The sequence below is a fragment of the Modestobacter sp. I12A-02662 genome (genome assembly GCF_041028325.1).
Lineage (GTDB): Bacteria > Actinomycetota > Actinomycetes > Mycobacteriales > Geodermatophilaceae > Modestobacter.
In genome coordinates, this window is sequence record NZ_JABGDE010000005.1 from 164,293 (window position 1) to 189,740 (window position 25,448).

Annotated in this window: 21 protein-coding genes; 18 read left to right on the plus strand and 3 right to left on the minus strand. The window is 76.3% G+C overall.

What is annotated here, in order from left to right; genetic code table 11:
* Positions 1-36: 36 nt before the first annotated feature.
* Genes HL189_RS08350 through HL189_RS08360 form a run of 3 tightly spaced genes read right to left on the minus strand, consistent with a single transcriptional unit; the run spans position 37 to position 4,741 of the window.
* On the minus strand, positions 37-2,361 hold the full coding sequence (locus HL189_RS08350; RefSeq protein ID WP_369133233.1) for a transglutaminaseTgpA domain-containing protein: 2,325 nt from the start codon (positions 2,359-2,361) through the stop codon (positions 37-39).
* Positions 2,358-3,722 (minus strand): DUF58 domain-containing protein, encoded by a 1,365-nt coding sequence (locus HL189_RS08355; RefSeq protein WP_369133234.1) that lies wholly within the window; start codon positions 3,720-3,722, stop codon positions 2,358-2,360. Before HL189_RS08355 ends, HL189_RS08350 begins: the two co-directional genes overlap by 4 nt.
* Positions 3,723-3,742: 20 nt before the next feature.
* Entirely contained in the window at positions 3,743-4,741 is a 999-nt protein-coding gene (locus HL189_RS08360; protein WP_369133444.1) for an AAA family ATPase, read from the minus strand.
* Positions 4,742-5,021: 280 nt separating this feature from the next.
* Between HL189_RS08360 and mraZ the strand changes: the two genes are divergently transcribed.
* From mraZ to HL189_RS08450, 18 genes are all read left to right on the plus strand, one after another.
* Positions 5,022-5,456 carry a division/cell wall cluster transcriptional repressor MraZ gene (gene mraZ, locus HL189_RS08365; protein WP_369133235.1) on the plus strand — a complete coding sequence of 145 codons (435 nt, stop codon included), beginning with the start codon at positions 5,022-5,024 and terminating at the stop codon, positions 5,454-5,456.
* Positions 5,457-5,850: 394 nt separating this feature from the next.
* On the plus strand, positions 5,851-6,828 hold the full coding sequence (rsmH, locus tag HL189_RS08370) for a 16S rRNA (cytosine(1402)-N(4))-methyltransferase RsmH (RefSeq protein WP_369133236.1): 978 nt from the start codon (positions 5,851-5,853) through the stop codon (positions 6,826-6,828).
* A complete protein-coding gene (locus HL189_RS08375; protein ID WP_369133237.1) occupies positions 6,825-7,406 on the plus strand; it encodes a hypothetical protein in 582 nt (193 codons plus the stop codon). Before rsmH ends, HL189_RS08375 begins: the two co-directional genes overlap by 4 nt.
* A gap of 4 nt (positions 7,407-7,410) precedes the next feature.
* Positions 7,411-9,216: a peptidoglycan D,D-transpeptidase FtsI family protein gene (locus tag HL189_RS08380; RefSeq protein WP_369133238.1), complete on the plus strand. Its 1,806-nt coding sequence runs from the start codon at positions 7,411-7,413 to the stop codon at positions 9,214-9,216.
* A gap of 121 nt (positions 9,217-9,337) precedes the next feature.
* A complete protein-coding gene (locus tag HL189_RS08385; RefSeq protein ID WP_369133239.1) occupies positions 9,338-10,894 on the plus strand; it encodes a UDP-N-acetylmuramoyl-L-alanyl-D-glutamate--2,6-diaminopimelate ligase in 1,557 nt (518 codons plus the stop codon).
* A complete protein-coding gene (gene murF / locus HL189_RS08390) occupies positions 10,891-12,327 on the plus strand; it encodes a UDP-N-acetylmuramoyl-tripeptide--D-alanyl-D-alanine ligase (protein ID WP_369133240.1) in 1,437 nt (478 codons plus the stop codon). The genes HL189_RS08385 and murF overlap by 4 nt, the downstream gene beginning before the upstream one ends.
* The gene (mraY, locus tag HL189_RS08395) at positions 12,324-13,400 is read left to right on the plus strand and encodes a phospho-N-acetylmuramoyl-pentapeptide-transferase (RefSeq protein WP_369133241.1); all 1,077 of its coding nucleotides are present in this window, start codon (positions 12,324-12,326) and stop codon (positions 13,398-13,400) included. Before murF ends, mraY begins: the two co-directional genes overlap by 4 nt.
* Positions 13,401-13,423: 23 nt before the next feature.
* The gene (gene murD / locus HL189_RS08400; protein ID WP_369133445.1) at positions 13,424-14,839 is read left to right on the plus strand and encodes a UDP-N-acetylmuramoyl-L-alanine--D-glutamate ligase; all 1,416 of its coding nucleotides are present in this window, start codon (positions 13,424-13,426) and stop codon (positions 14,837-14,839) included.
* A 7-nt stretch (positions 14,840-14,846) separates the two neighbouring features.
* Positions 14,847-16,550: a putative lipid II flippase FtsW gene (gene ftsW, locus HL189_RS08405; protein ID WP_369133242.1), complete on the plus strand. Its 1,704-nt coding sequence runs from the start codon at positions 14,847-14,849 to the stop codon at positions 16,548-16,550.
* Positions 16,551-16,642: 92 nt separating this feature from the next.
* Complete coding sequence (gene murG, locus HL189_RS08410) at positions 16,643-17,731, plus strand: undecaprenyldiphospho-muramoylpentapeptide beta-N-acetylglucosaminyltransferase (RefSeq protein ID WP_369133446.1); 1,089 nt, start codon at positions 16,643-16,645, stop codon at positions 17,729-17,731.
* Positions 17,732-17,807: 76 nt separating this feature from the next.
* On the plus strand, positions 17,808-19,280 hold the full coding sequence (murC, locus tag HL189_RS08415; protein ID WP_369133243.1) for a UDP-N-acetylmuramate--L-alanine ligase: 1,473 nt from the start codon (positions 17,808-17,810) through the stop codon (positions 19,278-19,280).
* Positions 19,277-20,083, plus strand: coding sequence for a cell division protein FtsQ/DivIB (locus HL189_RS08420; protein ID WP_369133244.1), 807 nt, complete (start codon positions 19,277-19,279; stop codon positions 20,081-20,083). Before murC ends, HL189_RS08420 begins: the two co-directional genes overlap by 4 nt.
* Before the next feature lie 313 nt (positions 20,084-20,396).
* Positions 20,397-21,674: a cell division protein FtsZ gene (gene ftsZ, locus HL189_RS08425; protein ID WP_369133245.1), complete on the plus strand. Its 1,278-nt coding sequence runs from the start codon at positions 20,397-20,399 to the stop codon at positions 21,672-21,674.
* 90 nt (positions 21,675-21,764) lie between these two features.
* Positions 21,765-22,499, plus strand: a complete 735-nt coding sequence (gene pgeF, locus HL189_RS08430) for a peptidoglycan editing factor PgeF (protein WP_369133246.1) — start codon at positions 21,765-21,767, stop codon at positions 22,497-22,499.
* A 64-nt stretch (positions 22,500-22,563) separates the two neighbouring features.
* The gene (locus HL189_RS08435) at positions 22,564-23,316 is read left to right on the plus strand and encodes a YggS family pyridoxal phosphate-dependent enzyme (RefSeq protein ID WP_369133247.1); all 753 of its coding nucleotides are present in this window, start codon (positions 22,564-22,566) and stop codon (positions 23,314-23,316) included.
* Between the two features lie 92 nt (positions 23,317-23,408).
* Entirely contained in the window at positions 23,409-24,275 is an 867-nt protein-coding gene (locus tag HL189_RS08440) for a cell division protein SepF (protein ID WP_369133248.1), read from the plus strand.
* Positions 24,276-24,324: 49 nt separating this feature from the next.
* The gene (locus tag HL189_RS08445; protein WP_222263801.1) at positions 24,325-24,624 is read left to right on the plus strand and encodes a YggT family protein; all 300 of its coding nucleotides are present in this window, start codon (positions 24,325-24,327) and stop codon (positions 24,622-24,624) included.
* 97 nt (positions 24,625-24,721) lie between these two features.
* The gene (locus tag HL189_RS08450) at positions 24,722-25,444 is read left to right on the plus strand and encodes a DivIVA domain-containing protein (RefSeq protein ID WP_369133249.1); all 723 of its coding nucleotides are present in this window, start codon (positions 24,722-24,724) and stop codon (positions 25,442-25,444) included.
* Positions 25,445-25,448: the final 4 nt, after the last annotated feature.

The window sequence follows — 25,448 nt, forward strand, 5'->3', positions numbered from 1 at the left end:
CGAGCTTGCGAGGGGTGAGGAGGACGGGGTCCTTTCTCAGGCGGAGCGGAGCCGCCGCGGGGTGCGGGCCGCCAGCCACCGGGTCGCCGCGCCCACCGTCGAGGCCGGCCACAGCGCCGCCTGCAGCCGCCGGCCGCGGGGGACGCTCGCGCCCAGCGCCTGCTCCAGGGTGAGCACCGCGTCCCGCAGCCCCGGGTCCGGGGCGCCCGGGGTGGGACGCCCGTAGACCGACTGCTCCTCCGCGAGCGCCAGCGACCGCACCGCCGCCACGGCGGACCGGTCCACGTCGGCGACCCGCTCGGCGAGCTGCCGGGCCAGCTGGCGCGGGGTGGCCGTGGCGGGCGCGGGCACGCCCAGGTCCGTGGCGGTGGCCAGCAGCTCCTCCCACAGCGCGCCGGGCCGGCCGTCGTCCAGCCGGGCCCGCCGCTGGCGCCGGCGGACCGCCCACGGCACCAGCCCGGCGGCGAGGACCAGCACGGCCAGCCCTCCGCCGGTGAGCACCGGGGTCAGTCGGTCGGCCTGCTCGGCGGCGGGCAGGGCGAGCGGCGGCACGTACTGGTCGTCGCGGTCGAGCTGGGCGGTGGGACCGGCGGGCACCGGCGCGGTGGCGGTCGGGGCGGCGGGCGCGGCGGCCTCCGGGGTGTCGGCGTCCGCCCGGGGCGCCCAGGGCAGCTCGACCGCCCGCGCCGCGGCGATCGGGGTCGGGTCGAACGGGACCCAGCCCAGGTCGGCGAACCAGACCTCCACCCAGGCGTGCGCGTCGTCGGTGGTCACGACGCGGGTGCCGTCCTCCTGCGCGGACCCGGTGGTGTACCCGAGGACCACCCGGGCGGGCACCCCGGCGGCCCGGACCAGCACGGCCATCGCACCGGCGTACTGCTCGCAGTAGCCCTGCTTGAGCCGGAGGAAGTCGGCGAGGTCGTCGCCGGTGGTGCCCGGCGCGGTGGACAGGCTGTAGCGGAAGCCGTTGGCGCGGTCGGTCAGGTGCCGGTGCACCGCCATCACCCGCTCGTACGGCGTCTGCCCGGGAGCGGTGAGCTCGCCGACGAGCGCGGGGACGCTGGGGTCCAGCGGCGGCAGCTGCCCGAAGCGCTCGGCGACGGGGTCGCCCGGGGCGACCTCCGGTGCCGCCGCCAGCTCCTCCGGCGCGGGCTCCGGCTCTTCCGCGGTGACCCGGTAGGTCAGCCCCGCCGTGGTCACCCCGCGGCCGAAGACCGTGCCGGTCCACTCGTCGAAGCGCCACCGGTTGTCGGAGGGCCCGTCGACCTCCACCGACAGCGGGGAGTACAGCGAGGGCAGGAACCGGTCGTCGTGACCGACCACGGTGATCTCCGCGGCGACCGGGCGGGACGCCACCCGGCCGGGCAGCGGGGCGAGCGTCGGGTCCTCGGCGACCGACTCGGAGCCGTCGAGGTTGCTCATCCGCCAGCCGGTGTCGGTGTACTGGTCCAGGACGACGGCCCGCAGGTACCCCGGCTGCTGGACCGACGCGTCGATCCGGAACAGCTCCCGCGGCGAGGGCAGGGTCAGGTCGCCGCGCATCTCCGCGACCGGGTCGAGCGCGGACCCGGTGCTGCCGCCGCCCGCGCCGCCGCCGAGGCCGGTGGCCAGCGAGCCCTCGCTGAGCGTCGGGACGAAGGCCGCCAGCACGATCCCCGCCACCAGCGCGACGACGCCGGTGCGCAGCGCGGGCAGCGTGCCGGTCCCCAGCGCCGACCCGGCGCCGGCCCGCGCGCCCTCGGTGAGCCGGTCCCGCTGGTCGGCCCACAGCAGCAGGGCGAAGCCGGTCGCCGGCGCCAGGAACGCGATGAGCGAGACCTGCCCGGTGATCGTGCTGACCGGGACGCAGTAGAGGACGAGCAGCCCGAGCCCGCCGACCGCCGGCTGGCGGGCCGGGACGGCGAGCAGGTCGACGGCGAGGGCGACCAGCGCGACGAAGACGGTGGTGAGGGCGACCAGCCCGGTCAGCGGCAGGGCGGGCGTGGCCTGCTCGCGGATCTCGGCGGCGCCGTCGAGGAGCAGCCCGGCGAGGTCCCCGACGCTCGTCGGCGTGGGCAGCACGCCGGCCCAGGCGTCGTCCGGCGTGAAGACGGCGGTGAGCGCGCACAGCGCCAGCCCGGCCTGGCCCAGGGGCACCAGCCGGCCCAGCGCGGAGGGCAGGGCCCACCGGGCGAGCACCGCCCGCAGCAGCACCCCACCGAGCCCCACCGTGAGGACGGCGACGACCACCGGCGGGAGCCAGCTGCCCGCGGCGAACACCGGCACCAGCGCCAGCGAGCCGAGCAGGACCGCTGCGGCGGCGGCGACCGCGGTGCCAGGCCGGGGCCGGGGACGGTCCGGGACCCCGTCGTGCGCGCTCACGACGGCATCCCCGTCGGGTGCGCGGCGCGGCCGGCGGGCGTCGGGCGCATCAGCTGCCAGACCTGCTCGACGGTCTGGTCGGGGCGCATCAGGACCACCTGCCAGCCGGCGGCACGCAGCAGGTCGGCCGTGCGCTGCTGGCGCGCGACCAGCTCGCTGCGCGCCGCGGAGGAGGTGGCCCGGCGCCCCCGGTTGGCCCCGGCGTCGAGCCAGGCGGCGGGGTCGACCAGCACCGCGACGTCGGTTCCGGGGCCGGAGCGGGCCCGCGCGAGCGGGGCGACGTCGTCCGGGTCCAGCAGCCCGAGCAGGCACACCGCGGGACCCTCGGCGGACACCCGGCGCAAGGCGTCGACCGCCAGGTCGAGCCCGCGGACACGCGAGGCGCTGAGCTCGGCGAGCTGCTCGAGGAGCTCCTCGGACCCCAGCCGCCCGCGGCCGGCGGCCGGGGTCAGCTCGCCGCCGTCGGTGACGACGCGCAGCCCGGCACCGCGGCGCAGCAGGTGGGTGCCGATGCCGGCCGCCGCCTCCACGACCCACTCCAGCGAGTCCGAGGGCGGGGCCGGGTCGCCGGCGGGGCCGGTCACCGCCCCGCCCAGCAGGTGGCCGGCGGCGCGGGTGTCGAGCAGCAGGGTGGCCGCCGCCCGCCACGGCCGCTCCTCCAGGCGCACCATCAGCTCCCCGGTGCGGGCGGTGGCGCGCCAGTGCACCAGCCGCAGGTCGTCGCCGTGCCGGTACTCGCGGGTGCTGACGTCGTCCTCCCCGTGGACGGCGATCGACCGGCGGGCGCCCTCGCCGTCGTTGCCCCCGCTGCCGGCCAGCGGGCCGCTGCCCACCAGCGGCCGCACCCGCGGCACGACCAGGAGGGTGCCGGTGTCGCTGCCGGCCGCGGTCCGCAGCACGAGCCCGAACGGGTCGACCAGCCGCAGCCGCAGCGGGCCCAGGGGGGAGCGCCCGCGCCGGCTGCCGTGCACCCGGTAGCGGAAGGCCGCCGAGGCGCCGGGCGCCAGCCGTTCCACCACGAACCGGGGCCGCACCCCGACGTGCGCGGGCACCTGCTCGCTGAGCAGCCAGAGCCCACCGGACCGGGTGTCGGTGTTGGCGATCTCCAGGAGCACCTCGGCGTCCGCGCCGCGGGGCACCCGGGCCGGGGTGACGGTGCGGCGGGTGGCGATGCGGAAGCGCTGCCGGGCCACGCCGACCGCGGACAGGACGGGCAGCGCCAGCACGAACACCGCCAGCTGGATCAGCGACCGCTCACCGAGCAGCGCGCCGAGCACGCCCAGCGTGAGACCGGCGGCGACGAGGCAGCGGCCGCGGAGGGTGAGCGAGGACGCGGCGTCGGTGAGCCGGTTGTGCGCCATCGGGAGCCTGCCGGGACCGGTCAGCGCCCGCCGTGCACCGGGACGGTGTCGAGCAGGTCGGTGACCACCCGCTGCGCGTCCCGCCGGGCGAGCGTGGCGTCGGGGGTGAGCAGCAGCCGGTGGGCGAGCACCGGGACGGCCATGGCCTGGACGTCGTCGGGCAGCACGTGGTCCCGGCCGGCCAGCGCCGCGGTCGCCCGGGCCGAGCGCAGCAGCTGCAGCCCGGCCCGCGGCGAGGCGCCCAGGCGCAGGTCGGGGGAGCGGCGGGTGGCCTCCACCAGCGAGACGACGTAGCGGCGCAGCGGCTCGGCGACGTGCAGCCGGGCCGTGGCGGCGACCAGGGCGCGCACCCCCGCGGCGTCCAGGACCGGCGACAGGTCGGTGAGCGGGTCGGAGGTCGCCCGCTCGTCGAGCATCGCGAGCTCGGCCTCCCGGTCGGGGTAGCCCATGGAGACCCGCGCGGTGAACCGGTCGCGCTGGGCCTCGGGGAGGGGGTAGGTGCCCTCCATCTCCAACGGGTTCTGCGTCGCGACCACCATGAACGGCCGGGCCAGCTCGTAGGTGACGCCGTCGACGGTGACCTGGCGCTCCTCCATGCACTCCAGCAGCGCCGACTGCGTCTTCGGCGAGGCGCGGTTGATCTCGTCGGCGACCACGACGTTGGCGAACACCGCGCCCGGCTTGAACTCGAAGGCCCGGGTCTCCTGGTCGTAGACGGCCACGCCGGTGACGTCGCTGGGCAGCAGGTCCGGGGTGAACTGGATGCGGCGCACGGTGCCGTCGATCGACCGGGCCAGGGCCTTGGCCAGCGTGGTCTTGCCGACCCCGGGCACGTCCTCGATGAGCAGGTGCCCTTCGGCGAGCAGTACGACCAGGGCGAGCCGGACCACGTCGGGCTTGCCCTCCACCACCCGGCTGATCGCGGCGGCCAGCCGCGCTCCCTCGGCCGCGACGTCGACCTCGCCCGCCGGGTCGCCGGCTCCGCTGACGAGGCCCGACCTCCCGTGCTCCGACCGCAGCTCCGCCGTGCCCTCCGTCACCCGGCCCACGGTACGTGCTGCGCGCCACCTCGCGGTCGGCTCCCGCGCTGGTCACCGCCGCACCGGCCGCACCAGGCCGGAGGCGTGCGGACCGGGCGCCGGGTGCGCCGGTGGGGCGTGGTGGGGACCGGGGACGGGTACGGCGTGGAGTGGTGTCCAGTGGGGGCCGGTGGGTTACTGTGTCGCCCAATGGGGAGGTCGGGGCCACGTCGGGGCCCGGCATAGCCACAGGAGGCGGCCAGGTGCGGGGGGTGATCCGGTGTTCGTCGGGAGCTACCCCCTACGCCTCGACGAGAAGGGCCGGCTCGCGCTCCCCGTCCGCTACCGCGAGCTCGTGGCCGGCGGCATGGTGATCAAGAAGGGCCAGGAGCGCTGCGTCTACGGCCTCACCATGGCCCGGGTCGCCGAGCAGAGCGCCGCGCTGAAGTCCATGGCGCCCGCCGACACCAACGCCGCACGCATGCACGCCCGGATGAGCTTCGGCTCGATGGTCGAGGTCGAGCCGGACAAGACCGGCCGCATCACCATCCCCGCCAACCTGCGCGAGTACGCCGGCCTGGACCGCGACGTCGTCGTGGTCGGGGTCGACACCCGGTTCGAGATCTGGGACGCCGCCACCTGGGACGCCTACGTGGCCGAGCAGGAGGCCGTCTACGCCGCGATGGAGAGCGAGGGGATGCCCACGCTGTCCTGACCCCAGGCAGCCGCCCTCCCAGCCCCCACCGCAGACCTCCGGTCGAGCCGACTTCCCCGCGGCTCGACCAGCACCGGGTCGCGAGCCGACTTCCCCCCGGCTCGGGCCTCCCGCCGCACCCAGGACGGCGAGCCGGCTTCCCCCCGGCTCGGCGACCGCCCGGACGGCGAGCCGACTCCCCCTCGGCTCGGCGCCCACAGCGCGACCGCTCCACCGCCCCGCCCGCCCAGCCGCCCCACCCGGGCTCCTCCTGGTACCGCTTCCCCGGCGCCAGGCGGGCCCGACGGGGCGGCGGGCCGAGGCAGCGCCCCACCGGCGCGCCACCTCGCCCCACGGTCCCCACTGCTCCCCACTTCCCTGGAGCGCCCGACCCCAGAGCCCCGGAGGAGAGTCGATGAGCAGCACCGAGCCCGCCGGGCCCGCGCTGCACGTCCCCGTCCTCCTCGACCGGGTCACCGAGCTGCTCGCCCTCCCGCTGAGCGCTCCCGGCGCCGTCCTCGTCGACTGCACCCTCGGCCTGGCCGGCCACTCGCTGGCCCTGCTCGGCGCCCACCCCCAGGTGCGGCTGATCGGGCTCGACCGCGACCCCGACGCCCGCGCCGAGGCCACCGCCCGGATCGCGGCCGCCGGCCACGCCGACCGGGCCACCGTGGTGCCCGCCGTCTTCGACGAGCTGCCCGACGTCCTGGACCGGCTGGGCGTGGCGGAGGTGCAGGGCGTGCTGTTCGACCTCGGCGTCTCCTCCCTGCAGCTGGACCGCCCCACCCGGGGCTTCAGCTACTCCGCCGACGCCCCCCTGGACATGCGGATGGACCCGTCCGGGCCCCGGACCGCGGCGGACGTGGTGAACACCTACTCGCGCACCGAGCTGGCCCGGGTGCTGCGGGTCTACGGCGAGGAGCGGTTCGCCGCCCGCATCGCCGCCGCCATCGAGCGCGAGCGGACCCGGGAGCCGTTCACCGGCACCGGCCGGCTCGCCGAGGTGGTGCGCGCCGCCATCCCGGCCGCCACCCGGCGCACCGGCGGCCATCCGGCCAAGCGGACGTTCCAGGCGCTCCGGATCGAGGTCAACGACGAGCTCGGGGCCCTCACCCGCGCCCTGCCGGCCGCCATCGACGCGCTGGCCGTCGGCGGGCGGGTCGTGGTGATCACCTTCCACTCGCTCGAGGACCGCATCGTGAAGCAGACCCTGGCCGCCGAGGCGACCGATCGCACCCCACCGGAGATGCCCGTGCCGATGCCCGAGCACGCCCCCGTCCTGCGGTTGGTCACCCGCGGCGGTGAGGCGCCCGGCGAGGACGAGGTCGCGGTGAACCCGAGGGCCGCATCGGCACGGGTGCGGGCCGCCGAGCGCATCCGGCGGGCGGCGTGAGCGCTCCCGCCCGCACCCCCACCCGCCCGCACGGCCGCGGCACCGCGACCGGCCCGGTCCACGTTCCCGTCCGCCGCACGGCCCCGGTGCACGGCAGGCCGCAGCTGCGGCTGGTGCCCGACCGCCCCGGCACCGGCCGCGCCCGCCGGACCCGGCTGCGGTCGCGGCGCGGCCCGTTCGTCGTCCTCGTGGTCGGCCTGCTGGTCGCCACCACCGTGGGCCTGCTGCTGCTCAACACCGCCATCGCCGTCGACTCCCTCGAGGTCACCCGGCAACGCGCCGCCAACGCCGAGCAGGCCGAGGAGGTGGCTCGGCTGGAGCAGCAGGTGGTCGCTGCCGACACTGCGGCTGAGCTCGCCCGCGCCGCCACCGCGGCCGGGCTGGTCCCGCCGGGGGCAGCGGCCCACCTGGTGCTGCAGCCCGACGGCACGTCGGTGCTGCTCGGCACCGCCGTGCCGGCGCCCGCGCCGGGGCCGGCCCCCGCACCACAACCCGCACCGGCACCGGCACCGGCACCCGCACCGGAACCCGCACCCGCACCCGCACCCGCACCGACCGACTCGACCCCGGGGAACTGAACCCGTGCCACCTGCAGGAGACCTCCCGCCGCTCCGCCCGGGCGCGCTGCGCCCCCGGCGCGAGCCGGGACGTCGCCGCCGCGAGCCGCTGGGCCTGGCCCAGCGGGACCTCCGCAACCGCTGGGGCCTGGTCTTCATGGTCCTGCTGCTGGTCGTGGTCGTCGGCCGGCTGGTGTTCCTGCAGGGCGTGGACGGGGCGGCGCTGGCCCAGGCGGCCGAGGACTCCCGGATGCGCACCTACCCGATCGAGGCCGTGCGCGGGCAGATCACCGACCGCAACGGCCAGGTGCTCGCCTACTCCGTCGACGCCGAGCGGGTGGTGGCCGACCCGCAGGTCGTCGAGGACCCCGCCCGCACCGCGCTGGCCCTGACCACGCTGCTGGGCGTGCCGGCCGAGGAGCTGACCGAGAAGCTGTCCCGCGACACCCGGTACGTGATCCTGGCCGAGGAGGTCGCCCCGGACGTCGCCGACCAGGTGCGGGAGCTCGGGCTCGGCGGCCTGGTGTACGAGTACGACCCGGTGCGGCTGTACCCGGCCGGCGCCGTCGGCGGGCAGATCGTCGGCTTCGTCGGCGTCGACGGCCAGGGCCTGGCGGGCATCGAGCAGACCTTCGAGGAGGAGCTCGCCGGCACCGACGGCGAGGAGCGGGTCGAGGTCGACGGCAGCGGCAACCCCATCCCCTCGGGCATCGACGACACCACCGCGGCGACCGACGGCGACTCCGTGCAGCTCACCCTGGACGAGGACCTGCAGTACGTGGTGCAGCAGCGCCTGGACACCGCCTGCGCGGACGGCGCGACGACGTCGGCCTCCGCCGTGGTGCTCGACGTGCAGACCGGCGAGGTCGCCGCGATGGCCGCCTGCCCCGGCTACGACCCGGGCAGCTACTCGCAGACCGACCCGGACCTGCTCGGCAACCCGGTGGTCTCCGACGTCTACGAGCCGGGCTCGGTGATGAAGGCGGTCACCCTGGCCGCCGCCATCGAGGAGGGCAAGGCCACCCCGGAGACCGTGCTCACCGTCAACGGCCACATCCAGGCCGGCGACGCCGTCGTCACCGACGCCCACGACCACGCGCCGATCGACTTCACGGTGACCGGGGTCCTCGCCAAGTCCAGCAACGTCGGCACGATCATGCTGGCCCGCGAGATCGGGGACGGCACGCTGGAGCGGTACCTGCGCGCGTTCGGGCTCGGCTCGAAGACCGGGGTCGAGCTGCCGGGCGAGAGCGCGGGCATCCTGGAGGACTCGACCGAGTGGACGGCCAGCCGCGCGGCCAACGTGCCGATCGGCCAGGGCATCTCGGTGACCACCCTGCAGATGGCCTCGGTCTACCAGGCGCTGGCCAACGACGGCGTCCGCATCCCGCCGCGGGTCGTGTCCTCCGTCACCGCCCCCGACGGCACGGTCACCGATGCGCCGCGCCCGGAGGGCACCCGGGTGGTCAGCGAGTCCACCGCGGAGGCGATGACCCACATGCTCGAGGCCGTGGTCGGCCCCGGCGGCACCGCGCCGCTCGGGGAGGTCGACGGGTTCCGGGTCGTGGGCAAGACCGGCACCGCGCAGCGGGCGAACCCCGAGTGCGGCTGCTACGCCGGCGGCGGCTACTTCACGACCTTCGTCGGGTACGCGCCCGCCGACGATCCCCAGTACGTGGTCGCCGTCGACCTCGAGCGGCCCACCAGCTCGGCGGAGGGCGGCCAGGTCGCCGCCCCGGTGTTCAGCGACGTCATGCGCTACGCCCTGACCGCCGGCGGGGTCGTCCCCTCCGGCGCGCCGCGCCCGGACTTCACCCTGACCGTCCCCTGAGCCCGGACCGTCCCGCGAGCCCTGGCCGTCCCCCGAGCCGCCGGCCCGGGCGGGGCCGGTGGACGGGGAGACGGGTGTGCACAGGCAGCGTCGGCGGGTACCGCCGGTAGATTGGAGCGTCGTGAGCCCGACCGCGTCCGGGGCGGTGCCCCGGCCCTCCGGGACCCGCCCCCTGCCCCTCGCCGACCTCGCCGACCTCGTCGGCCCGCCGGTGCAGGGCGACCCCGGCACCGCGGTCACCGGCGCCAGCCTGGCCTCCGGGGACGTCCGCCCCGGCGACGTGTACGCGGCGCTGCCGGGAGCGCGCACCCACGGCGCCCGGTACGCCGCCGACGCCGCGGCCCGCGGGGCCGTCGCCGTCCTCACCGACGCGGCGGGGGAGGCCCAGGCGCGCGCGACCGGGCTGGCGGTGTGCGTCGTCGAGGACCCGCGCGGCGTGCTCGGCGCGGTCGCCGCGCGGGTGTACGGCCGGCCCAGCGAGCGGCTGACCGTCGTGGGCATCACCGGCACCAACGGCAAGACGACGACGAGCTACCTGGTCGAGGCCGGTCTCGCGGCGGCCGGGCTGCCCAGCGGGCTGATCGGCACCGTGCAGACCCGCACCCGCGGCCGGGACGCCGACGGCAACCCGACGACCACCACCCTGCCCAGCGCCCGCACCACCCCGGAGGCGCCCGACCTGCACGCCCGGCTGGCCACCATGGTCGAGTCCGGGGTGCGCGCGGTGGTCATGGAGGTGTCCAGCCACGCGCTGGTGATGGGCCGGGTCAACGGCGTGCGTTTCGCCGCCGCCGGGTTCACCAACCTCTCCCGCGACCACCTGGACTTCCACGGCGACGTCGAGAGCTACTTCCGGGCCAAGGCCCTGCTCTTCGACGGCCGCGCCGCCGTCGAGGTGGTCGACGTCGACGACCCCGCCGGACGGCGGCTCGTCCGCCCCGGCACGGTCACCGTCTCCACCGCCGACCCGGCCGCCGCCGACTGGTCGGCCACCGAGGTCGTCGCCGAGCCCGCCGGTGGCTCCCGGTTCACCCTGCGGGGCCCGGGCGGGCGGAGCTGGGCGGGCCGGCTGCGCCTGCCCGGCAGCTTCAACGTGGCCAACGCCGTCCTCGCCGTCGCCCTGCTCGACGCGGTCGGCGTGCCGGTCGAAGCGGCCCTCGCCGGGATCGCGGAGACCGTCGTCCCCGGCCGGATGGAGCCGGTGGACGCCGGCCAGCCGTTCGTCGCCGTCGTCGACTACGCCCACACCCCCGACGCGGTGAGCACCGCGCTCACCGCGCTGCGCACGGCCACCCGCGGGCGGTTGGTCACGGTGCTGGGCTGCGGCGGTGACCGGGACGCCGGCAAGCGCCCGGCCATGGGGGCCGCGGCCGCCGCGGGCAGCGACGTGCTGGTGATCACCGACGACAACCCCCGGTCGGAGGACCCGGCGGCGATCCGGGCGGCGGTGCGCGCCGGCGCCGAGGGCGTCCCGGCCGCATCGCGGGCCGAGGTGCTGGAGCTCGGCGACCGGCGGGCCGCGCTGGCGGCGGCGGTCGCCCTGGCCCGGCCGGGTGACACCCTGCTGGTGGCCGGCAAGGGCCACGAGACAGGGCAGGAGGTGGGAGGCGAGGTGCTGCCCTTCGACGACCGCGAGGTGCTGCGCGAGGTCCTCGCCGCCCGGCAGGTCGACGCGTGATCCCCCTGACGCTGGCCGAGGTGGCCGCCGCGGTCGACGGGCAGCTCGTCGGCGACGGGGCGACGGTGGTGAGCGGGGCGGTCGTCGCCGACACCCGGCTGCTCGCCGCCGGCGACCTGTTCGTCGCGCTCCCGGGGGAGCGGGTCGACGGTGCCGACTTCGTCGCCGCGGCCGCGGCGGCCGGGGCCGTCGGGGCGCTGACCACCCGGCCGGACCCGGCGCTGCCCGGCGTCGTCGTGGCCGACCCGGTGGTCGCGCTCGGCCGGCTCGCCGCGGAGGTGCACCGCCGGCTGGTCGCCGGCGGGCTGGTGACCGTCGGCATCACCGGCTCGTCGGGCAAGACCTCCACCAAGGACCTGCTCGGCCAGGTGCTGGCCGCGGCCGGACCGACGGTGAGCCCGCAGGGCTCGTTCAACAACGACATCGGCCTGCCGCTGACCGTGCTCTCCGCGGACGAGGCGACCCGGTACCTGGTGCTGGAGATGGGGTCCCGCGGACCGGGGCACATCGCCCGGCTGTGCCGGGTGGCCAGGCCGCTGGTCGGCGTGGTCCTCAACGTCGGCTCGGCGCACCTGGGCGAGTTCGGCAGCGCCGAGGTCATCGCGACCAGCAAGGGCGAGCTGGTGGAGGCGCTGCCCGCCGAGGGCACCGCGGTGCTCAACGCCGACGACCCCCGGGTGGCCGGCATGGCGCCGCGCACCGCGGCGCGCGTGGTCACCACCGGCGTCGACGCCGCCGCCGACGTGCGCGCCGCCGACGTCGGGTTCGACGACCAGGCGCGCGCCCGGTTCACCCTGCTCGCCGGCGGCGAGGCGCACCCGGTGGCCCTGCAGGTCGTCGGCGCGCACCAGGTGCCGAACGCGCTGTCCGCGGCCGCGGCCGCGCTCGCCGCCGGCATGGCGCCCGCCGACGTCGCCGCGGCGCTGTCCGCGGCCGGGTCGCGCAGCCGCTGGCGGATGGAGGTCGACCGCCGCGCCGACGGCGTCACCGTGGTCAACGACGCCTACAACGCCAACCCCGAGTCGATGCGCGCCGCCCTGGCCGCGCTGGTGCGCCTGCCCGCCCGGCGGCGGATCGCGGTGCTGGGCGCGATGGGGGAGCTGGGCCCCGGCGCGGACGCCGCGCACGCCCGGCTCGGCCGGGACGTCGTGCGGGCCGGCATCGACGTGGTCGTGTCGGTCGGGCCGGACGCCGTGGCGGTACACACAGGAGCCCTCGCCGAACGGTCGGCGGGGAGCGGGGGAGAGCGGGAGGACGGACCCCTGGACAGCCCATCGAACCAGCGGGCGGTGCACGTGCCGGACCGGGAGGCGGCCCGCGAGCTGCTGGCGGGAGAGCTGAGGCCGGGGGACGTCGTCCTGGTGAAGGCCTCGCGCGCCTACGGGCTCGAGCAGCTGGCCGCCGCCCTGCTCGCCGACGGGGCCGCCTCGTGAAGTCGGTCCTCATCGCGGCCGCGTTCGGCCTGGCGATCTCCATCCTGCTGACCCCGCTGGCGATCAAGGCGTTCCGCCGGCACGGGTTCGGGCAGGAGATCCGGGACGACGGGCCCGAGACGCACCTGGCCAAGAAGGGCACGCCCACCATGGGCGGCACGGTCATGGTGCTGGCCACCGTCGGCGGCTACCTCATCGCGCACCTGTTCCTCATCGACCAGGAGGGGCGCGGGGTCACCAAGACCGGGCTGCTGCTGCTCCTGCTGCTCGTCGGCCTGGGCACCGTCGGCTTCCTCGACGACTACCTGAAGATCCGGCACCGCCGCAGCCTCGGGCTGAACAAGACCGCGAAGCTGGTCGGCCAGCTGGTGGTCGGCCTCGCCTTCGCGGTGCTGGCCGTGCTGGAGGAGGACGGCCGCACCCCGGTGGCCACGCCCGTGGTGTCCTTCGTCCGCGACATCGCGCCGTTCGCGCTGCCGACGGTGGCCTTCGTGGCGTTCGCGTACCTGTTCATCGCCGGCTTCTCCAACGCGGTCAACCTCACCGACGGGCTCGACGGCCTGGCCGCCGGCTGCTCGGCGATGGTGTTCGGCTCCTACGTGATCATCTCGTTCTGGCAGTTCGGCCACGACTGCGCCGCGGCGCTCGTCGACGGCTGCTACACCGTGCGCGACCCGCTGGACGTCACCCTGGTCGCCGCCGCCGCGATGGGGGCATGCCTCGGGTTCCTCTGGTGGAACACCTCGCCGGCGCGCATCTTCATGGGCGACACCGGTTCGCTCGCCCTCGGGGGTCTGATGTCCGGCCTCGCGATCGTCACCCGCACCGAGCTGCTGCTCGTCGTCCTCGGCGGGCTGTTCGTCGCGGTCACCCTGTCGGTGGTCATCCAGGTCGGCTTCTTCCGGGCCACCCGCCGGCGGGTGTTCCGGATGGCGCCGCTGCACCACCACTTCGAGCTGGCCGGCTGGGCGGAGAACACGGTCATCGTGCGCTTCTGGCTGGTCACCGGGATGGCGGTCGCCTTCGGGCTCGGGCTGTTCTACGCCGACTGGCTGTCGTTCTCGGGGTTGTGAGGGGTGACGGCGGCGTGAGCCCGATGACCGGGGAGGACGTTCCGCAGCGGGTCCTGGTCGCCGGCCTGGGGGTGTCCGGCGTGGCGGCCGCGCGGGTGCTGCTCGCCCGCGGGCACGACGTCGCCCTCTCCGACGCCGCCGAGCCCGCCGCCGTGGCGGAGCTGGTCGGGGCCGGCGCCCGGTGGCTCGGTGCGCTGGCGACCCCGCCCGACGACGTCGACCTGGTGGTCACCTCCCCGGGGTGGCGGCCGGACCACCCGCTGCTGCTGGCCGCCGCCGGGCAGGGGCTGGAGGTGGTGGGCGAGCCGGAGCTGGCCTGGCGGCTGCGGATCGCCCCCGAGGGCGGCGAGCCCGCCCCCTGGTACGCGGTCACCGGCACCAACGGCAAGACCACGACCGTGACCATGCTGGAGGCGGTCCTGCAGGCCGGTGGACGGCGGGCGGTGGCCGCCGGCAACGTCGGGCGTCCGCTGGTCGAGGTGGTCACCGCCCGGGACGCCGACGGGACGCCGAGCTTCGACGCGCTCGCGGTGGAGCTGTCCAGCTTCCAGCTGCACTGGTCGTCGTCCATCGCGCCGGCCGGCGCGTGCGTGCTCAACGTCGCCGACGACCACGTCGACTGGCACGGCAGCTTCGCCGCGTACCGGGACGCCAAGGCCCGGGTGCTCCGCCGGGCGCCGGTCGCGGTCGCCGACGCCGGGGACCCGGTCGCCGCCGAGCTGGTGGCCCGGCACCGGCACGCGGTCACCGTGACCCTCCAGGAGCCCGGCAGCGGGCAGCTGGGCGTGCGCGCCGGCGCGCTGGTCGACCGGGCCTTCAGCGCCGAGCCCGCCGGCGAGGTGCTGGTGGAGCTCGACTCCCTCCAGGTGCGGGGCCCGCACAACACGGTGAACGCGCTGGCCGCGGCGGCGCTCGGCCGGGTGGCCGGGGTCGACGCGGACGCGATCGGCCGGGGGCTGGCCGGGTTCCGCGGCGGCGCGCACCGCAACGTGCTGATCGGCACCGTCGACGGCGTCGACTACGTCGACGACAGCAAGGCGACCAACCCGCACGCGGCGGCCGCGTCGCTGGCCGCCTACCCGCGGGTGGTGTGGATCGCCGGCGGCCTGCTCAAGGGAGCCGACGTCGAGCCGCTGGTCGCCGCGGTGGCGGCGCGGCTGGCCGGGGTCGTCCTGCTGGGCCGGGACCGGGAGGAGCTGGCCCGATCGCTGGCGCGACACGCCCCGGCGGTCCCACGGATCGTGGTCCCCAGCGGTGATCATGGGGCCGTGGTGAAGGACGGGGACCGTGTGATGAGCGAGGTGGTGGCGGCGGCCCGGCGGCTGGCCCGCCCGGGCGACACGGTGCTGCTCGCCCCCGCGGCCGCCTCCATGGACGTCTTCCGCGACTACGCCCACCGGGGTCGCGCGTTCGCCGACGCCGTGCGCGCGCTCGGATGACCGGGCGGTGAGCACCAGCACCCGGGAGCGCGCCGGGACCCGAGGGCAGTCCGGTGCGCCGCGCGCCCCCCGGGCCCCCGGCGGGCTGCGCGGGCCCGCCTGGCTCGACGGGCCGATGACCAGCTCCCACCTGGTCCTCGGGTCGGCCGGCATGCTGCTGGTCGTCGGCCTGGTGATGGTCTTCTCCGCCTCCTCGATCGAGGCGGCCCTCGACGACCAGCCGGCCTGGCTGCCCGGCGTCCGGCAGATCGTCTTCGCGGCCATCGGCGTGGTCGGCATGGTCGCCGCGATGCGGCTGCCGGTCAGCCGGATCCGCCAGTGGTCGGGCCGGGCGATGCTCGCCGTCTTCCTTCTCCTGCTGCTCGTGCTGGTCCCCGGCCTCGGTGTCGAGCTCAACGGCTCGCGTGCCTGGTTCGACCTGGGCATCACGAACCTCCAGCCCTCCGAGCTGGGCAAGCTGGTGTTCGCGCTGTGGGGCGCGCACGTCATCGCCCTGCGGGAGAAGTACCTGACGACGCAGTCGCTGCTCGTGCCGGTCCTCCCGGTGTTCGTCCTCATGTCGCTGCTGCTGCTGGCCGAGCCGGACATGGGCGCGGTGGTCAGCCTGGGCCTGGTGGTCGCCGGGCTGATGTGGGCCGGCGGGATCGCCTGGCGCCACATCGGCGCCGGCGTGGTCGTCGTCGCCGGCCTGGTCTGGCTGATGATCGCGGTGGCCCCGTACCGGATGGCGCGGATCACCTCGTTCATCGACCCGTGCTCCGACGCCGCCGACGGCGGCTACCAGGCCTGCCACGGCCTGTACGCCCTGGCCACCGGCGGGTTCTGGGGAGTGGGCCTGGGCAACAGCGCGATGAAGTGGAACCTGCTGCCGCACGCGGAGTCCGACTACATCTTCGCGATCATCGGCGAGGAGCTGGGCTTCCTCGGCTGCCTGGTGGTCGTCGCCCTCTACGCGATCCTCACCTACGCCGGGTTCCGGATCGCCCACCGCGCCACCGACCGGTTCATCCAGCTGGCCAGCGTCGCGATCACCGTCTGGCTGATCGGCCAGGCGACGATGAACATGGGCTACGTCGTCGGACTGCTCCCGGTGACCGGCGTCCAGCTGCCGCTGATCTCCGCCGGCGGGACGTCGCTGGTCCTCACCCTCTTCATCGTCGGCCTGCTCGCCCGGTTCGCCCGGGCGGAGCCCGCGGCGATCGCCCACCAGCGCGCCCAGCGGCGCAACCGGCTGCTGCGCCTGCTGCTGCCGGTGCCGGCGGCCTCCGTGGAGCCGGTCCCCTCCCGCCGTCGCCGGTCGAGCACGCGGGAGGCAGCGCCCCGGACGAGGGCGCGCGCCTCCGCCCGCACCGTCACCCGGGTTCCCGGCCGCCTCCGCGTCGACCTCGAGCCCACACCGCAGCGGCGGGCCGGCGGGAGCCCGGCGCGCCGGCCGAACACGGTCGCGCGGCTCGGCCGCGACGCGTGGGACCCCGCCGACGGGCGGTCGGCGCCGACCCCGGACGAGCGCCGTCCCGGGAGTCAGCGGCAGACTGTGCGGAGCCGGCCCAGCGCCGGTGACCGCCCGACCGACCACCCCCGGCGCAGCCCCGTTGCCGGGCCGGCGCCGGTCCGCCACCCCGCGGGCCCCGGAGAGCCGCCCGGTGCCCGGGTCCGGACGGCCCCGCGGTCCCACCTCTCCCGAACGGAACGGCCAGGACGACCGCAGTGACCTCCCCCCAGCCCGCGCCGGGCACCCCCGGAGCGGCTGAGCCGGCCACCGGGGCACCCCCCGCCGCCCCCGTTCCGCGTCCGCCGTCCGTCGTGCTCGCCGGCGGCGGCACCGGCGGCCACATCGAGCCCATGCTCGCGCTGGCCGACGCGCTGGCCCGCCGGGCCACCGGTCCCGCCGGCGCTCCCCGGGTGACGTGCCTGGGCACCTCGCGCGGCATGGAGACGCGGCTGGTGCCCGCCCGCGGGTACGACCTGCGGCTCATCCCGCCGGTCCCGCTGCCGAGGCGGCCGACCCCCGACCTGCTCCGGGTGCCCGGCCGGGTCCGCCGCGCCGTCGCCGAGACCCGCGCCCTGCTGACCGAGCTGGGCGCCGACGTCGTCGTCGGTTTCGGCGGCTACGTCGCGCTGCCGGCCTACCTGGCCGCGCGGCGGGCCGGCATCCCGGTGGTGGTGCACGAGCAGAACGCGCTGCCGGGGCTGGCCAACCGGATCGGCGCGCGGCTGGCCGCCCGGGTCGCGGTGACCGTCCCGGGCACGCCGCTGCACCGCGGCGAGCACGTCGGCATGCCGCTGCGCACCGGGATCTCCGGGCTGGACCGCGCAGCGCGCCGCACCGAGGCGCGCACGCACTTCGGGCTGGACGACGACCGGCCGACGTTGCTGGTCTTCGGCGGCTCGCAGGGCGCGGCCTCGCTCAACCGGGCCGCGATCGCCGCCGCCGACGCGCTGACCGCGGCGGGCGTGCAGGTGCTGCACGCCCGCGGCCCGAAGAACACCGACGTCGCCGTCCCGCCCCGGCCGGCCGGCACCGCGCCCTACGTGGTGGTCGACTACCTGGAGCGGATGGACCTCGCCTACGCGGCGGCGGACCTCGCGCTGTGCCGGTCCGGGGCGGTGACCGTCGCGGAGCTGTCCGCGGTGGGGCTGCCCGCCGTGTTCGTGCCGCTGCCGATCGGCAACGGCGAGCAGCGGCTCAACGCCCTGCCCGTGGTCGAGGCCGGGGGAGGGCTGCTGGTCGCCGACGCCGACCTGTCGCCGTCGTGGATCGCACGGGAGGTCGTCCCCCTGCTCACCGACCCGCGGCGGCTGTCGGACCTGGCCGCGCACGCGGCCGCGGCCGGCGCGCGCGACGCCGACGAGAGGTTGGCCGACATGGTGCTGGAGGTGGCTGCGCAGTGAGCGCCGCGAGGACGACGGGCGAGCGAGCATCGCAGCGAGGAACGAGCGAGGAGCGGAACGAGCCCGGGGTCGAGCAGTGAGCGCCGCGGACGTCGCCGCCTGGCGGGACCCGATCCCGGCCCTGGACTCCCTGGGCGTGGTGCACTTCGTCGGGATCGGCGGCGCCGGGATGAGCGGCATCGCCCGGATCATGCTGGCCCGCGGGCTGCGGGTGTCCGGCACCGACCGGCGGGACTCCCCGGGGCTGCGCGCGCTGGCCGCGCTGGGCGCCCGGGTCGAGGTCGGCCACGAGGCGGGCCACCTCGGGGACGCCGACACGGTCGTCGTCTCGACCGCCATCCGGCCGGAGAACCCCGAGCTCGCCGCCGCCCGCGAGCGTGGCCTGCGGGTGCTGCCGCGGGCCGTGGCGCTGGCGTCGGTGATGGCCGGCCGGCGGAGCGTCGCGGTCGCCGGCACGCACGGCAAGACCTCGACCACCTCGATGCTCACGGTCGCGGTGCAGGCCTGCGGCGCCGACCCGTCCTTCGCGATCGGCGGCACGCTCAACGAGTCGGGCTCCAACGCGCACGCCGGGGAGGGCGACGTCTTCGTCGCCGAGGCCGACGAGAGCGACCGCTCGTTCCTGCTGCTGGACCCGCAGGCGGCGATCGTCACCAACGTCGAGGCCGACCACCTGGACAACTACGGCGACCTGGCCGCGGTCGAGGCGGCGTTCGACACCTTCGTCCGCGCCCTGCCCGCCGAGGGCTTCCTGGTGCTGTGCGTCGACGACCCGGGCGCCGCCCGGCTGGCCACCGTCGGCCCGCCCGCCCGGGTGCGCACCTACGGCACCGCGGAGTCCGCGGACCTGCGGCTGCTGGACCTGCGCGTCGGGCCGGACGGCACCCGGTACCGGGCGGTGCTCGACGGCCGGGACCTCGGTGAGGTGCACATCCGGCTGCCCGGCGAGCACATGGCCCTCAACAGCGCGGCGGCCCTGCTCGCCGGCCTCGAGCTGGGCCTGCCCGCCGCCGACCTGGTCGCGGGCCTCGGCCGCTTCGGCGGCGTGCACCGGCGGTTCGAGCTCAAGGGCACCGCCGCGGGTGTGCGCGTGTACGACGACTACGCCCACCACCCGACCGAGGTCGCCGCGCAGCTGCGCGCGGCCCGGGCGGTCACCGGGTCCGGCCGGCTGCTGGTCCTCTTCCAGCCGCACCTCTACAGCCGGACCGCGGAGTTCGCCGCCGGCTTCGGCGAGGCCCTCGGGCTGGCCGACGAGGTCGTCGTCATGGAGGTCTACGGCGCCCGCGAGGACCCCGTGCCCGGTGTCACCGGCGCCCTGGTGGCCGACGCGGTGCCGCTGCCGGCCGCGCAGGTGGCGTTCGAGCCCTCCTGGTCGGCCGCCGCGCCGGCCCTCGCAGCGCGGGCCCGCCCCGGGGACGTGGTGGTCACCATGGGCGCCGGGGACGTCTCGATGGTGGGACCGGAGGTGCTCAGCGCGCTCGCCGCGCCGGAGGAGCAGGACGAGCCCGACCAGGCGGGGACGGCCGGGGGAGGACCGCTGCAGTGAGCCGCGCCGGGTCGACGACCCGGGACCGGGCGCGCGCCCGCCGTGGCAGCACACCGGACCGGGGCACCGCGGTCACCCCGCTGCGCGCCCGCCGGCGGACCCGGCGGCGGACGCACCCCCGCCGCCGGCTGCTGGCGGTCCTGGGAGCCGTGCTGGTGCTGGCCGGGCTGGTGGCCTGGGCCGTGCTGGGCAGCTCGCTGCTGGCCGTGGGCACCGTGCAGGTCGACGGCACCGAGCTGCTTGCCGAGGAGGCGGTGGTCCAGGCGGCCGGCATCCCGGCCGGGACGCCGCTGGCCAGGGTGGACACGGAGGGGGCGGCGGCCCGCGTCGCCGCGCTGCCGCAGGTCGCCGCCGTGGAGGTCACCCGCGGTTGGCCGGACACGGTGGTGGTCACGGTCACCGAGCGGGTCGCCGTCGCCGTGGTCGAGCGGGACGGCACCCGGCAGCTCATCGACGCCGACGGCGTCCTGTTCGACACCATCACCGGCGACCCGCCCTCCGGTGCGGTCCCGCTCGCGGTGACCGACCCCGGGCCCGAGGACCCCGCCACGGCCGCCGCGCTGGCGGCGCTGACCTCCCTGCCCGCCGACGTGGCCGAGGAGGTCGCCGGAGCGGCCGCGCTGAGCGCCGACGACGTGCGGCTCGCGTTCACCGACGGCCGGGAGGTGGTCTGGGGGAGCGCGGAGCAGGCCGACCGGAAGGCGCGCGTGCTGGAGGCGCTGCTGGAGCAGATCGACGCGGGCACCCTCGAGCCGGCCCGGACGCTGGACGTGAGCACCCCGGATGCCGTCGTCCTGCGCTGACGACGCGCTCGACGCGCGCGACACGCCCGACCTGAGAAACTCCCGAGGAGTTCTCGGCACCGGGCGCGCCGGGGGGCAGCCGCATCGTCTGCAGCGGAGGATGAGACGCTGACCAGGCGGGTCGTCACAACGGGTGAGAGTCCTGTGACTGACGGGTCGGCCGAGACTCGTGTGTCCGGACGTCGTGGACACGCCGACCCCGGAGGGGTGCTTGAAGCACTGATCCAGCCCACCTAGCTTCGTGCCCACTGCCCGAAGTTGACATAACTATAAGGCTTAACCTGAGGATGAGGGTCCAGTTGGGGAGCGCGGCATGACACCTCCGCACAACTACCTCGCGGTCATCAAGGTCGTCGGCATCGGCGGCGGCGGGGTGAACGCGGTCAATCGCATGATCGAGGTCGGCCTCAAGGGGGTCGAGTTCATCGCGATCAACACCGACGCGCAGGCGCTGCTCATGAGCGACGCCGACGTCAAGCTCGACGTCGGCCGCGAGCTCACGCGCGGCCTGGGCGCCGGGGCGCAGCCCGACGTGGGCCGGCAGGCCGCCGAGGACCACCGGGAGGAGATCGAGGAGGTCCTCAAGGGGGCCGACATGGTCTTCGTGACCGCCGGCGAAGGGGGTGGCACCGGGACCGGTGGCGCGCCCGTCGTCGCCTCGATCGCCCGGAAGCTCGGCGCGCTGACCATCGGCGTGGTCACCCGCCCGTTCTCCTTCGAGGGGAAGCGGCGCGCGGTGCAGGCCGAGTCGGGGATCGAGGAGCTGCGCAACGAGTGCGACACGCTCATCGTGATCCCGAACGACCGGCTGCTGCAGCTCGGCGACCGGAACGTCAGCGTCATGGACGCCTTCCGGACCGCCGACCAGGTGCTGCTCTCCGGTGTGCAGGGCATCACCGACCTGATCACCACGCCGGGCCTGATCAACCTGGACTTCGCCGACGTCAAGTCGGTCATGTCCGGTGCCGGGTCGGCGCTGATGGGCATCGGTAGCGCGCGCGGGGACAACCGGGCGCTGCTGGCCGCCGAGCAGGCGATCGCCAGCCCGCTGCTGGAGGCCTCGATGGAAGGCGCCCACGGCGTGCTGCTGTCGATCTCCGGTGGCTCGGACCTGGGCCTGTTCGAGATCAACGAGGCGGCCTCGCTGGTGAGCGACGCGGCGCACCCGGACGCCAACATCATCTTCGGTGCCGTCATCGACGACGCCCTGGGTGACGAGGTGCGGGTCACCGTGATCGCGGCCGGGTTCGACGGCGGCAAGCCCAGCACCCGCAAGGAGCCCGCGGCGACGACCCCCGCGCCGCCGCCCGCGGCGTCCACCGCCCCGCCGGCTGCCGCGCGGCCGAGCGCGCCGCCGCAGACCGGTGAGCGGCTCGTCGCCCAGCCGCCGGTGGCCACCCCGCCGGCCTCGTCGTTCGCCTCGCCGGCCGCGCCGCGTCCCGGGCAGCCGGGCGCCGCGCCGCACGGCGGCGGGATCACCGTCCCGCCGCTGCCGCCGATCCCGAACTCCGGCAACGGCAGCCGTCGTCCGCTGGCGTCCGAGGACTTCGAGGAGGAGCTGGACATCCCCGAGTTCCTCCGTAGTCAGTGAAAGGACCCCACTGCCCCCCGGGACTCGCATGCTCGCCCCGGGTCCCTGCAGTGGGGCCGTTCCAGCAATGACCTGAGAGGTGTCGTTGCGTTGAGTTCCGGCCCCCCGGCCGCTCCGTCGGCGGTGCGCCCGAGACGGGTGGTCACCGACCGGCGGGGCGGCCGTTCCGCGCCCCCGTACGAGTCGTTCAACCTCGGCGGGCACGTCGGCGACGACCCGGCGAGCGTGGCGGCGAACCGGCAGCGGCTGGCCCGGGAGATCGGCGTCCCGGAGGAGCGGCTGGTCTGGATGACGCAGGTCCACGGGACCGGCGTCGCCATCGTCGAGGACGCCGGGGAGAACCCGGTGGCCGACGTGGACGCGCTGGTCACCGCGACGCCGGGGCTGGTGCTCTGCGTGCTCGTTGCCGACTGCGTGCCGGTCCTGCTCACCGACCCGGTGGCCGGGGTCGTGGCGGCCGTGCACGCCGGCCGGGAGGGGGTCCGGCGCGGGGTGGTGCCCGCCGCGCTCGCCGCGATGACCCGGCTGGGCGCGCACCCGCGGGACGTCGAGGCGCTGCTCGGCCCGGCCGTCTGTGGCGCCGACTACGAGGTGCCGCCGGCGATGCAGGCGGAGGTCGCGCAGGTGGCGCCGGCGAGCGCCGTGCGCACCCGTCGGGGGACGACCGGCCTGGACCTGCGTGCGGGGCTGGCCGAGGTGCTCCGCGGCGCCGGTGTCGGCCAGGTGGTGCACGACCCCCGCTGCACCGTGGAGGACCGCCAGCTGTTCAGCCACCGCCGCGACGGCGTGACCGGCCGGCACGCCGGCCTGGTCTGGCTCGGATGATGAAGGACCCCTTCGCCCCCCACCACTCGCAGGCTCGCGGTGGGCCCCTGCGGAGGGGCCGGGCGTGAGCACGCTGGCCGAGAACCTGCGCGCGGTCCGCGCGCGGATCGACGCGGCCGCCCGCGCGGCCGGCCGGCGCCCGGAGGACGTGCGGCTGCTGGCCGTGAGCAAGACCTTCCCCGCGGCCGACGTGCGTGCCCTCGCCGCCCTCGGCCAGCGCGAATTCGCCGAGAACCGGGTCCAGGAGCTCGTCGGCAAGGCGGCCGAGCTGACCGACCTGGACCTGGCCTGGCACCTGGTGGGGCAGCTGCAGCGCAACAAGGCGGCGTCCGTGGTGCGGCTCGGGGCCACCGTGCACTCGGTCGACCGCCCCGCCCTGGTCGACACCCTCGCCGGAGCCGCCGAACGCGCGCAGCGGGTGGTCGACGTCTACGTCCAGGTCGACCTCGGCGGGCCGGAGGGCGAGATCGGCACGCGCGGCGGCGCCGAGCCCGAGGAGGTGCCCGCCCTGGCCGACGCCGTCGCCCGGCGCCCCGAGCTCCGCTTGCGAGGCCTGATGGCGGTGGCGCCCCGGGGCGAGGACCCCGGACCGGCCTTCGCCCGGCTCGCCGCCCTCGCCGCGCGCGTCCGCGACGACCACCCCACCGCATCGGAGCTATCGGCAGGCATGAGCGCGGACCTGGAGGCTGCTGTGACGGCTGGTGCCACAGTGGTGCGTGTCGGTACCGCGTTGTTCGGGACGCGGCCCCTAGCCTCCGGGGGAGGGGGCGGTGCGGCACCCGTGCGCCCGTCCGAGTCCCACCAGCACCACCCGTGACACCCAGCACCACCTGTGACACCCAGCACCACCCGCAGGATCGACAGCAGAGTCAGGCGCCGCGCGCTGCACGAGAGCAAGGGAGTCGCCCGATGGCCGGAGCCATGCGCAGGATGGGGGTCTACCTGGGCCTCGTGGAGGACGACGACGCGCGCACCGGGTACGACCGGTACGACGCGCGGCAGACCGATCTCGAGCAGGACGACCGCCGGTACGACCGCTACCCGCGGGACGACCGCTACGAGGACGGCTACGACCCCGAGGGCGACTACCCGGCCACCGACTACGGCTACGAATACACCGACGCGCCGTACGCCCCGGAGTCCGCGCTGCCGAGCGAGGTCCACGACCCCGCGCCCCAGCCCGAGGTCTCGCTCGGCCGCCGCCCCGCCGTGCGCTCGCTCGGCCTGGCCGGGTCCGCCGGGACGTCGACCGGCAGCACCGCCGTGCGGCACGGTGGTGGACTGAGCTCGGTCGGCGCCGCCCCGGCCGCGTCCGGCCGCAGCGGCGTGTCCGCGGGCGGGTCCGGCTCGGCGGGTGCCGGTCTGCCCGCCGGCTCGGTACGCAGTGGCCTGGTCACCGGGGGGTCCGGTTCCGCCGCCCTGGCGCGCAGCGAGCCGGTCGCGGTCGCCCCCGAGCCCCCGCCGGCGCCCACCCCGGCCCCCGCGCCCGCCCAGAAGCCGTACCGGATTACCACGGTGCACCCCGCGTCCTACAACGAGGCGCGCACCATCGGCGAGCGGTTCCGCGAGGGGATGCCGGTGATCATGAACCTCACGGAGATGGAGCACGCCGACGCCAAGCGGCTCGTCGACTTCGCCATCGGTCTCACCTTCGGGCTGCACGGTAGTATCGAGCGGGTCACGGCGAAGGTCTTCCTGCTCAGCCCGCAGGACGTCGACGTGACCGCGGAGGACAAGGCCCGCATCCGCGAGGGCGGGTTCTTCAACCAGCCCTGACCACCGCACTCCGTGAGGGCCCACGGAGTGTCCTGAACGAGCGAGGACCGTGGCTCTACTCCTGCAGATCGTGTCGTCGGTGCTGCTCGTCTTCCTGATCCTGCTCTTCGCCCGGTTCGTCGTGGACTGGGTGATGGTGCTGGCGCGGGGCTGGCGACCGCAGGGCCTGGTCGCCGCCGGGCTGGAGGTCGTCTACTCGACGACCGACCCGCCCCTGAAGGCGGTGCGCAAGGTCATCCCGCCGCTGAACCTCGGCAGCATCCGCTTGGACCTGGGGTTTATGGTCCTCCTGATCGCGGTGATCCTGCTGCGGAGCGTGCTGAACAGCCTGGCGCTCTCCGTCGCATGACCCCACCTACCTTGCCGGAGCGGGGAGCGGACCGGATCCGGTCAGCCGCCGGTTCGTCTCCGTCCCCGTTCCTCCCGTCCGACCAGAGGTGAGCCGCATGCCACTGACTCCCGCCGACGTCCACAACGTCGTCTTCAAGAAGCCGCCGATCGGCAAGCGCGGCTACGACGAGGACGAGGTGGACGCCTTCCTCGACGTCGTCGAGGCCGAGCTGGCCCGCCTCATCGAGGAGAACAACGACCTGCGCGCCTCCGGCGGGTCGAACGCGCGGGACGACCGGCCCGAGTCGGCTCCGATGACCGTCGCGGCCCCGGCGCCGCCGCCGCAGACCAACCCGCAGATCCGCGAGGACGAGGCCATCCGCGCCTCCCGGATGCTGGCGCTGGCCACCGAGACCGCCGAGAGGCACGTCAACGAGGCCAAGGCCCAGGCCGACCAGATGGTCACCAGCGCCAAGACCAACAGCGAGCGGATGCTGACCGAGGCTCGCACCAAGAGCGAGCAGATGGTCACCGAGGCCAAGCAGCGGGCCGACGCGATGCTCGGCGACGCCCGCACCCGGGCCGACACGATGGAGCGCGAGGCGCGCGCCAAGGCCGCCGCCCTCCAGCAGGACGCCGAGCGCAAGCACGTCGAGGCGATGGGCTCGATCGAGGAGAAGCGCGCCAGCCTCGAGCGGAAGGTCGACGAGCTGCGCACCTTCGAGCGCGAGTACCGCACCCGGCTGCGGTCCTACCTGGAGTCGCACCTGCGCGACCTGGACAGCCGCGGCTCGGCCGAGCCGACGTCCGGCCGGCAGAACCAGCACGTCAGCGCCTGAAGCA

What these genes read in the sequence shown, in the direction of transcription:
- HL189_RS08440 (WP_369133248.1), top strand. Translation starts at nt 23,409, where the DNA reads ATGGCCGGAGCCATGCGCAGGATGGGGGTCTACCTGGGCCTCGTGGAG.
- murD (WP_369133445.1), top strand. Translation starts at nt 13,424, where the DNA reads ATGACCGGGGAGGACGTTCCGCAGCGGGTCCTGGTCGCCGGCCTGGGG.
- rsmH (WP_369133236.1), top strand. Translation starts at nt 5,851, where the DNA reads ATGAGCAGCACCGAGCCCGCCGGGCCCGCGCTGCACGTCCCCGTCCTC.
- HL189_RS08450 (WP_369133249.1), top strand. Translation starts at nt 24,722, where the DNA reads ATGCCACTGACTCCCGCCGACGTCCACAACGTCGTCTTCAAGAAGCCG.
- ftsZ (WP_369133245.1), top strand. Translation starts at nt 20,397, where the DNA reads ATGACACCTCCGCACAACTACCTCGCGGTCATCAAGGTCGTCGGCATC.
- HL189_RS08355 (WP_369133234.1), bottom strand. Translation starts at nt 3,722, where the DNA reads ATGGCGCACAACCGGCTCACCGACGCCGCGTCCTCGCTCACCCTCCGC.